The organism is Kitasatospora sp. NPDC059973 (genome assembly GCF_042737525.1).
Lineage (GTDB): Bacteria > Actinomycetota > Actinomycetes > Streptomycetales > Streptomycetaceae > Kitasatospora.
In genome coordinates this window covers 1-8909 of record NZ_JBHWUI010000244.1, presented here as the reverse complement: position 1 = coordinate 8909, position 8909 = coordinate 1, and the positions used below count along the sequence as shown (strand labels likewise).

Sequence of the window (8909 nt, the reverse complement as noted above, 5' to 3'; positions counted from 1 at the left end):
GCCGTGGGGGCCCCCCAGCCCCGGCGCCGCCTGGGGGCCCCCCCGCCCGGGCCGGGGCCGGCGCCCCCCCCCCCTCCGGGGCCGGGGGCCGCGCGGCCCCCCCCCGGCCCCGGGCCACGGCGAAGGCCGCGAGGCGGAGAACCACCTCGCGGCCTTCGCACCGCATCACTGCGCTCACCCGATCGGAGGCTCTGCCTCCATCCGGGCCTTCGGCTCACCCGTTCGGCGCGGCTCCGGTCCGGTGGACCAGCGGTCCGCGTGCACCGGGATCAGGCCGAGCCCCCACCCGCCGGCCGCGAGCAGCCCCAGCGCGGCCCCGTCGGCGGGTTGGCCCCGGAGCATCAGCCAGCCGGCGAGAGCGCCCGCCGACATCGGCAGGAGCCTGCGCAGACGCCGGGGAACCAGCTGCCCCAGCCGTATTCGGGCCTCGGCGAACGTCGTAGCTGCCTTCCGCACAACCGGCCTCCTTCGCTCGCCCCGGGCACCAGGCGCCCGGGCGTCGAGGCCAGGTCAGGCGGCGACCACGTCCATCGCGGCGGCCTTGGGCGAGAGGTTCGCCCGGTCGTTGCCGGGGGCGGGCAGCGGTACCGGTTCGAGCACCGGCCTCAGCAGTTCACCTTCGGAGAGGCTGGACATCGCCGCAAGTTCGGCGAGCGAGAGTTCGTCACTGACCTCGCGCATGACCTCGGACATTCGAACGTCGAGTGCGTCGCAGATCGCGGAGAGCAGCTCCGAGGAGGCCTCCTTCTGTCCCCGCTCGACCTCGGAGAGGTAACCGAGCGAAACCCTGGCTGCTGCCGACACCTCGCGAAGTGTGCGGCCCTGGCGCTGGCGCTGCCGACGCAGTACATCGCCCAGTAGGCGACGGAGCAGGATCATCGGTGCCTCCCTCCTCGGACTGCGGATCGAGATGTCACGCCCCCACCGTACCGCCTTGCCCGCTTCGCGTGCGGGGACCATGGTCGTGTTCACTCTGGGCTGCAAGGCTGTCCCCTCCCCTGTTTCGGTGTCGCACCCCGGCCTGCGGGCACCTCGTCGTACCCTCCGTGCGGCACCGGGTCACCGCCGCGCCACTCGTTCGCCACCTGGTTTCTGCCCCAGGACCTCCGATGTAACACGATCCTCCGTCGACCTCATCCCCGTACGCCAGTTCGGCAGATCTCGGTTCGGTGGAGATCTGCGCCGACGGACCGGTCCGGACACCGGGGGCGGAGCCTTCGACGGGGCGGGCCGGGCGGCGGGCACCGAGGGTGAGCAGCTGGTCAGTGCGTGGACGCACCGGACGGGAGCCGCCCGACGAGCAGCTCCAGAGCGGCGGTCACCGCTCCGTGACGGATTGTGGCACGGTCCCCCGACAGTCGCGGCGAACTGACCCGACTTCCCCCCGGACCGGCCAGTGCGAGGTGTACCGTGCCCACCGGCTGTCCGTCCTGCGGATCCGGGCCGGCCACTCCGGTGGTCGCGAGCCCGTACGTGGCCCCCAGCAGCCGGCGCACGCCCTCGGCCATCTGCCGGGCCACCAGCGGGTGGACCGGCCCGTGCACGGCCAGCAGCCCCTCGTCGACGCCGAGCACCGAGGCCTTCAGCTCGGTCGCGTACGCGGTGACCGAGCCGCGGAAGGTCGCGGACGCCCCGGGGACGTCGACCAGCGCGGCGGCCAGCAGCCCGCCGGTGAGCGACTCGGCGACCGCCAGCGTGGCGCCCTCCCCGCGCAGTGCGGCGTGCGCCTTCAGCGCCGCCGCCTCGTAGTCGGCTCCGACGTCGCCCGCTCCGGAGTTGTCCACTCCGACGTTGTCCGCTCCGAACCCCACCCCGTCCGCCTCCCTCACCGGCCGGCGCGCTCCGCGGCCAGCCCCTCACGGCGCAGGCGCAGCGCCTGCCCGACGTAGTCCAGCGCCGTCCCGACGGTGAGCAGCACCGCGAGCGCCATCAGCACGGCCCGCGCGGTGGCCAGCCAGCCGGTCAGCTCCAGGACGTACATGCCCACCGCGATGCCCTGGGTGAGCGTCTTCAGCTTGCCGCCCCGGCTGGCCGGGATGACCCCGTACCGGATCACCCAGAACCGCATCACGGTGATGCCCAGCTCGCGGGCCAGGATGACGACGGTGACCCACCATGGCAGGTCGCCCAGCACCGAGAGGCCGATCAGCGCCGAGCCCATGATCGCCTTGTCGGCGATCGGGTCGGCGATCTTCCCGAAGTCGGTGACCAGGCCCTTGCGGCGGGCCAGCTCGCCGTCGAACAGGTCGGTGATCATCGCGACCGCGAAGGAGGCCCAAGCCACCGCGCGCCACTTGGGGTCGTGGCCGCCGTCGGCGAAGAGCAGCGCCACGAAGACCGGCACCAGCAGCAGCCGGAGCATCGTGAGCATGTTCGCGATGTTCCAGATTCCCGGCGCCGGCGGGGCCGCGGCCGCCGGTCTGCCCGGGTGAGCCGCGGCCGGAGCGCCGGGCCCCTTGGTCATTCCCCGGCTCCCGGGGCCTGGCCGACCCGGACCTGCTCCAGCGCCTCGGCGATCAGGTCGACGCCCTCGCTGGCGACCACGCGGGCCCGGTAGAACCGGCCGACCTGCGGGTCGGCCACCCCGGTGAGCGTGGTGAGGCCGTCCGTCTCGGGGGCCTGGTGGGCGGCGCGGCCCTCGACCAGGTCGCCGTCGACCGACTCGATCAGCACCTCGACCTCGGTCCCGATCCGCTGCTCGGCCCGCTGGGCGGTCATCTCCTCGGCGAGCCTGGAGAGCCGGTTCAGCCGGTCCGCCACCACGTCCTCGGGCAGCTTGCCGTCGAAGGTCGCCGCCTCGGTGCCGTCCTCGTCCGAGTAGCCGAAGACGCCGATCGCGTCGAGGCCCGCGTGCGTGACGAACCGCTCCAGCTCGGCGAAGTCCTCCTCGGTCTCACCGGGGAAGCCGACGATGAAGTTGGAGCGGGCGCCGGCCTGCGGGGCCTTGCCGCGGATGGTCCCGAGCAGCTGCAGGAACTGGTCGGTGGAGCCGAACCGCCGCATCCGGCGCAGCACCGCGGGCGCCGAGTGCTGGAACGAGAGGTCGAAGTAGGGCACCACGTCGGCGGTGCCGGTCATCGCGTCGATCAGCCCCGGCCGCATCTCGGCGGGCTGCAGGTAGGAGACCCGGACGCGTTCGACGCCCTCGATCGCGGAGATCTCGCCGAGCAGCGTCTCCAGCAGCCGGATGTCGCCGAGGTCCTTGCCGTAGGAGGTGTTGTTCTCGCTGACCAGCACCACCTCGCGGACGCCCTGCGCGGCCAGCCACTGGGCCTCCTGCAGCACGTCGGAGGGGCGGCGCGAGATGAACGAGCCGCGGAAGGCCGGGATGGCGCAGAAGGAGCACCGGCGGTCGCAGCCCGAGGCGAGCTTCACCGAGGCGACCGGGTTGTCGTCCAGCCGCTTGCGCAGGGTGCGCGGGCCGGAGGCCGGGGCGAGGCCCTCGGGCAGGTCCTCGGGGGCCCCGTGGCCCGGCAGGGCGACCTCGGCGGCGGCGGCCTGGCGCTCGACCGGGCTCAGCGGCAGCAGCTTGCGGCGGTCGCGCGGCAGGTGCGGGGCGTGGTGGCCGCCGGACAGGATGGTCTGCAGGCGGTCGGAGATGTCGGAGTAGTCGTCGAAACCGAGCACGCCGTCCGCCTCGGGCAGCGCGTCGGCCAGCTCCTTGCCGTACCGCTCGGCCATACAGCCGACCGCGACGACGGCCTGGGTGCGGCCGTGCCCCTTGAGGTCGTTGGCCTCCAGCAGGGCGTCGACGGAGTCCTTCTTGGCGGCCTCGACGAACCCGCAGGTGTTGACGACGGCCACGTCGGCGTCGGAGGCGTCGTCGACCAGCAGCCAGCCGTCGGCCTCCAGTCGCCCGGCGAGTTCCTCGGAGTCCACCTCGTTGCGGGCGCATCCGAGCGTGACAAGGGCGACAGTACGGCGTTCAGGCATAGGGCCAAGATTAACGCGCGGCCTCCGGTGCCGTTCGCCCCGGAGGCCGCGCGCCTCGGATTACCAGATCTTCACCGGGGCGCACGGCCCCTGCCATCAGCCCGCCTGCGGGTCGCCGGGGGTGTACGTGACGTGCACCACCTGGCCGTTCTTCCCGGCCGGACCGAGATCCTTGCCGTTGACGTACACATGCACGGCACCCGCGTTGCCGATCACCAGCTTGATCTGCTTCGGGTCGGTGAAGGTCTGGTCCTGGCCTTCCTCGATGTTGTTCTGGAACAGGGACTTGCCGCTGCCGTCCAGCGCCGAGACCCAGCTGGTGTCCTTCTCGGCGACCAGCTTCACCGTGACCTTGTCGGCCGGGGCGGCCGCGATCGCCGCGGCGCTGGGCGCCGGGGCCGGCGGCTGGACGCTCGGTGAGGCGACGGGCGCGACCGAGCCGGTGCCGGAACCGCTGGGCAGCGGCGCGCTGGCCGAGCCGGTGGTCGAGCCGCCGGTCTTGCCGCTCACCAGGTTGAAGCCGATCAGGGCGACCACCGCGAAGATCGCGGCCACCATCGCGGCCGTCCAGTTCGGGCGGCCGCGGCCGGGCACCTTGATCGGCCCGCTGTCGATCAGCTGGGTGGGCCGCTTGCCGGCGGGGGCCCCGCCGTGCGCGGCGTCGTACCGGGCGACCAGTGCCTCGCCGTCCACGCCGACCGCCCGGGCGATCGCCCGGATGTGGCCCCGGGCGTAGAAATCGCCACCGCATCGGGCGAAGTCGTCCTCCTCGATGGCATGCACGATCGGCACCCGGACCCGGGTGGCGGTACTCACCTGATCGACCGTGAGTCCGGCGTCGATCCGGGCGACGGACAGCACCCGGCCGATGCTCGGGGCATCGGCCGCGTGGTCCGGCTCGCCGGACAGCTCGGCGGAGGACGGAGCGTTCTCGCGATCGGGGGACTTGCCGATGGTCACGGTGCACGCCTTTCGAGCGGATGGCCACCTGCTGGAGAACAGTCTAGGGGCGGAGGAGGATCGTTTCTCAAGCGGAGCAGGACCGAATGCGCACGCCCATCCGGGCACGGTTCCGATCGTCCACTGACCGACAGTCAGGACGGGGGCCGACGAACCCGGAGGCCGCTCCTGCGCCCTGTGACGCGGTGCACGTTCGATCGGTTCCGCGCACCGCGCCTACCCTCCTCCGAACGAGTGAACACCCGCAAGGGCACGCACCGTCCGGGGCGGCCGGTCAGCCCCGGATGGCGATGAGCACGCCGTCCAGCTCGTCCGGTTTCACCAGGACGTCGCGGGCCTTGGAGCCCTCGCTCGGGCCGACGATCCCGCGCGACTCCATCAGGTCCATCAGCCGGCCCGCCTTGGCGAAACCGACCCGCAGCTTGCGCTGGAGCATCGAGGTGGAGCCGAACTGGGTGGAGACGACCAGCTCGGCGGCCTGGATCAGCAGGTCCAGATCGTCGCCGATCTCCTCGTCGATCTCCTTCTTCGGCCCGCCGCCGACCGTCACGTCGTCCCGGTAGACCGCCGTCAGCTGATCCTTGCAGTGCTGGACGACGGCGGCGATCTCGGCCTCGGTGACGAACGCGCCCTGCATCCGGACGGGCTTGCTCGCGCCCATCGGGAGGAAGAGCGCGTCGCCCTTGCCGATCAGCTTCTCCGCGCCGGGCTGGTCGAGGATGACCCGGGAGTCGGCCATCGCGGAGGTGGCGAAGGCCAGCCGGGACGGCACGTTGGCCTTGATCAGACCGGTGACCACGTCCACCGAGGGCCGCTGGGTGGCCAGCACCAGGTGGATGCCGGCCGCGCGGGCCAGCTGGGTGATCCGGACCACCGAGTCCTCGACGTCGCGCGGGGCGACCATCATCAGGTCGGCCAGCTCGTCGACGATCACCAGCAGGTACGGGTACGGGGTCAGCTCGCGCTCGCTGCCCAGCGGGGCGGTCACCTTGCCGGCCTTCACCGCCGCGTTGAAGTCGTCGACGTGCCGGAAGCCGAACGCGGCCAGGTCGTCGTAGCGCAGGTCCATCTCGCGCACCACCCACTGGAGGGCCTCGGCGGCCTTCTTGGGGTTGGTGATGATCGGCGTGATCAGGTGCGGGATGCCCTCGTACGCGGTCAGCTCGACCCGCTTGGGGTCGACCAGCACCATCCGGACCTCGTCCGGGGTGGCCCGCGCCAGGATCGAGGTGATCAGGCAGTTGATGCAGGACGACTTGCCGGCGCCGGTCGCGCCGGCCACCAGGATGTGCGGCATCTTGGCGAGGTTGGCCATCACGGTGTGGCCCTCGACGTCCTTGCCCATCCCGACCACCATCGGGTGGGTGTCCTCGGCGGCCGTGCGCGAGCGCAGCAGGTCCCCGAGGTTGACCATCTCGCGGTCCCGGTTGGGGATCTCGATGCCGACCGCGGACTTCCCCGGGATCGGGCTGATGATCCGCACGTCCGGGCTGGCCACCGCGTACGCGATGTTCTTGGCGAGCGCGGTGATCCGCTCAACCTTGACGGCCGGGCCCAGCTCGACCTCGTAGCGGGTGACCGTCGGCCCCCGGGTGAAGCCGGTGACCTTGGCGTCCACCTTGAACTCGCCGAAGGTCCCGGTGAGCTGGGCCACCACCTCGTCGTTGAGGGCGCTGCGGGCCTTCGCCGGGCCGCCGCGCTCCAACAGGTCGAGCGGGGGGAGCGCGTAGGTGACGTCGCCGGAGAGCTGGAGCTGCTCCATCCGCACCGGGGCCGGGCCGTGCTCCTCGGGAGCCGCCTGGCCGCCGCTGCGGGCGGGCGGCACGGCGGCCTCCTCCGGCGGGGCGGTGCGGTCCTGCACCTGGTGCATCATGTCCGCCACCGCCGAGGAGGCGGGCACCCCGTAGACCAGCGCGCCGTCCAGGTCCGCGGCGGCCCCGGCGGCGAGGTCGCGGGTGGCGTACGGGTCCACCGGGTCCTCGCCGAACGGGTCCTTCGCCAGCAGGTCGGGGACGCCGGAGGCGAGCTCCGGGTCGTCCAGCTGCTTGCGGCGGCGCCGGCGACGGCGGGCACCGACCTCGTCCGGCGGAGCGAGACCGTCGATCTCGACGCGGTACGGCAGCGCCGAGGGGTCCGCGTCCTCCGGCGGCTCGGTGGAGAACTCGCGCTCCGGCGCACGCCCCTCGGCGAAGGCGTCCTGCGGGCCGGGCTCGACCACGCCGAGCCGCACCCCGGCGGCGCGCAGCCGTTCGGGGATCCGGTTGACCGGGGTGGCGGTGGTCACCAGCAGGCCGAAGAAGGCCAGCAGCAGGAGCAGCGGCACCGCGAGCGGCGGCCCGGCGGCGGCCATCATCGGGGTGGAGACGGCCCAGCCGACGATCCCGCCGGCCGCCCTTATCCGGGTCGCGCCGCTGCCCATCATGGGCGCGCCGCAGCCGATGTGGACCAGTCCGAGCACGCCGACCACCAGGGCGCTCAGACCGATCATGATCCGCCCGTTGGCCTCCGGCAGCTCCGGGTGGCGCATCAGCCGGACGGCGACCAGGGCCAGCAGGAACGGCACCAGCACGTCCAGCCGGCCGAAGAGCCCGGAGACCACGTTGGTGGCCGCCTCGCCGAGCCAGCCCTGCGGGCTGAACCAGGTGCCGGCGGCGGTGACCAGCGCGAGCGCGAACAGCAGCAGGCCCACGCCGTCCTTGCGGTGCGCCGGGTCGAGGTTCTTGGCGCCGTCGCCGAAGCCGCGGAAGACCGCGCCGACGCTGTGCGCCAGGCCGAGCCAGACGGCCCGGACGGCCCGGAAGAGTATCGGCCTCGGTGCCGGCGGGGCGGGCGGCGCGGCCTTGGCCGCCGCCTTCTTCGCCGGGGCGGCCTTCTTGGCGGCCGCCTTCTTCGCGACCGGCTTGGCCGGAGCCTTCGCCGCGGCCTTCTTGGACGGTCCCGGACTCGGGTTGCGTGCCGCGCTTCCGGGCGTACGTGTGGCCATGGCTCAGCAGCCTACCGGGGCCGACCAGCTGTGCCCACGTGCCGAGCCGGGGCGCCCCGCCGTGTCGCAGACACACCGTCACACCGCCCAGGTTTCACCCGGACGGGTGCGCGGGCGGCCGCTACTCCACCCCGGGACGCAACGCGTCCAGGGCCCGCCGCAGACCCGCCAGCTTGCGCTCAAGATGCGCCGCGGTGGCGGCGACCCCGCCGTCCTCGGTGCCGTCCAGCTGCTTGACGAGCGCCTCGGCCTGCTCCTCCACCGACGCCAGCCGCGCCGACAGCTCGCCGAGCAGCGCACCGCCGAGGGCAGGCTGCTCGCCGCCCGCCTCCAGTTGCAGGCGCAGCAGCGCCGCCTGCTCCTTGAGCTGGCAGTTCTTCATGTAGAGGTCGACGAAGACCGAGACCTTGGCGCGCAGCACCCACGGGTCGAAGGGCTTGGAGATGTAGTCCACCGCGCCCGCCGCGTAGCCGCGGAAGGTGTGGTGCGGCCCGTGGTTGAGCGCGGTCAGGAAGATGATCGGGATGTCCCGGGTACGCTCCCGCCGCTTGATGTGGGCGGCCGTCTCGAAGCCGTCCATCCCGGGCATCTGGACGTCCAGCAGGATCACCGCGAAATCGTCGGTGAGCAGCGCCTTGAGCGCCTCCTCGCCGGAGGCCGCCCGTACCAGCGTCTGGTCCAGCGCCGAGAGGATCGCCTCCAGCGCCAGCAGGTTCTCCGGCCGGTCGTCGACCAGGAGGATCTTCGCCTTCTGCATTACGGCCCGCCCTCCTGTCGCCTGCCTGCCTGGGGAAGGCACTCGCACACTGCCCACCACTACCCCGGTCATGCTAGCCGCACCCCCTCGCCCGGCACACCGCCCCGTCGCAAACCTGGTCCGGGGCAACGCGCACCCAGTGCCCCGGCGCACGCTCACCAGCGAGTCGCCGTCCGGTCACTGTTCGCAACGATCGGTGACCCTACCGGGTTCCCGGCCCTCCCCGCCAGCAAAGCACGCCCCGAAAGGCGCGAACCCCGGAGCGGGCTCCGGGGT

At 73.0% G+C, this 8909-nt stretch carries 8 protein-coding genes; all 8 read right to left on the bottom strand.

The genetic code is table 11. The annotated features are described in order from the left end of the window. Nucleotides 1–174 precede the first annotated feature (174 nt). The 8 genes from ACFWA9_RS36450 to ACFWA9_RS36415 all read right to left on the bottom strand — a co-directional run bounded on the left by ACFWA9_RS36450 (nt 175) and on the right by ACFWA9_RS36415 (nt 8633). A complete protein-coding gene (locus ACFWA9_RS36450; RefSeq protein ID WP_380393374.1) occupies nt 175–456 on the bottom strand; it encodes a hypothetical protein in 282 nt (93 codons plus the stop codon). 54 nt (nt 457–510) lie between these two features. Then, complete coding sequence (locus tag ACFWA9_RS36445; RefSeq protein ID WP_329489809.1) at nt 511–879, bottom strand: helix-turn-helix transcriptional regulator; 369 nt, start codon at nt 877–879, stop codon at nt 511–513. 383 nt (nt 880–1262) lie between these two features. Further along, nucleotides 1263–1733, bottom strand: coding sequence for a CinA family protein (locus tag ACFWA9_RS36440; RefSeq protein WP_329492264.1), 471 nt, complete (start codon nt 1731–1733; stop codon nt 1263–1265). A gap of 92 nt (nt 1734–1825) precedes the next feature. Further along, on the bottom strand, nt 1826–2464 hold the full coding sequence (gene pgsA / locus ACFWA9_RS36435) for a CDP-diacylglycerol--glycerol-3-phosphate 3-phosphatidyltransferase (RefSeq protein ID WP_329489808.1): 639 nt from the start codon (nt 2462–2464) through the stop codon (nt 1826–1828). Then, on the bottom strand, nt 2461–3933 hold the full coding sequence (gene rimO, locus ACFWA9_RS36430; RefSeq protein WP_352297600.1) for a 30S ribosomal protein S12 methylthiotransferase RimO: 1473 nt from the start codon (nt 3931–3933) through the stop codon (nt 2461–2463). The genes pgsA and rimO overlap by 4 nt, the downstream gene beginning before the upstream one ends. Nucleotides 3934–4029: 96 nt before the next feature. Further along, entirely contained in the window at nt 4030–4893 is an 864-nt protein-coding gene (locus ACFWA9_RS36425) for a RodZ domain-containing protein (RefSeq protein ID WP_352297597.1), read from the bottom strand. Nucleotides 4894–5167: 274 nt separating this feature from the next. Further along, nucleotides 5168–7876 carry a DNA translocase FtsK gene (locus ACFWA9_RS36420; protein WP_352297594.1) on the bottom strand — a complete coding sequence of 903 codons (2709 nt, stop codon included), beginning with the start codon at nt 7874–7876 and terminating at the stop codon, nt 5168–5170. A gap of 121 nt (nt 7877–7997) precedes the next feature. Then, on the bottom strand, nt 7998–8633 hold the full coding sequence (locus ACFWA9_RS36415; protein ID WP_329489804.1) for a response regulator: 636 nt from the start codon (nt 8631–8633) through the stop codon (nt 7998–8000). Between the last annotated feature and the right edge of the window lie 276 nt (nt 8634–8909).